The sequence below is a fragment of the Photobacterium pectinilyticum genome (assembly GCF_024357955.1).
Lineage (GTDB): Bacteria > Pseudomonadota > Gammaproteobacteria > Enterobacterales > Vibrionaceae > Photobacterium > Photobacterium pectinilyticum.
In genome coordinates this window covers 1-409 of the sequence record NZ_JANEYT010000058.1, presented here as the reverse complement: position 1 = coordinate 409, position 409 = coordinate 1, and the positions used below count along the sequence as shown (strand labels likewise).

At 43.8% G+C, this 409-nt stretch carries 1 pseudogene; it reads left to right on the top strand.

Annotated features, from left to right (window positions below):
- Window positions 1–5 precede the first annotated feature (5 nt).
- A pseudogene (locus NHN17_RS19050) lies at window positions 6–356 on the top strand (helix-turn-helix domain-containing protein); the annotation flags it as partial.
- Between the last annotated feature and the right edge of the window lie 53 nt (window positions 357–409).

The following is a 409-nucleotide window of genomic DNA, read 5'->3' as shown; positions in this document are numbered from 1 at the left end:
TTACGTTGATTAACCAACACGATACGACTCGTGATGGACGAGTTCGCGATCGTATCAAAGCCGTTATTCATGCTAGTAATGGGTGGAGTCCTGAAGAAATTGCCGATGCACTGCTTATCCATGAAACAACGGTTAGACAGCATCTCAAAGATTACTCACTGTCGAACAAGCTCAAGCCTGAAAACGGTGGCTCAAAAAGCTATCTATCTCAACAGCAAACCCAAAGCTTGATCACACATCTAACCGTGCATACTTATCATCATACGCGTGAGATTGTTGCTCATGTTTTCAGTGTTTATCGAGTGCAATATAGTGTTGCAGGGATGAACAAGTGGCTTCACCACAATGGTTTCAGCGTAGCTGTAGTTCGCAATGATAGACGAGAAACAGAACAGTAGAATCGCTGCAG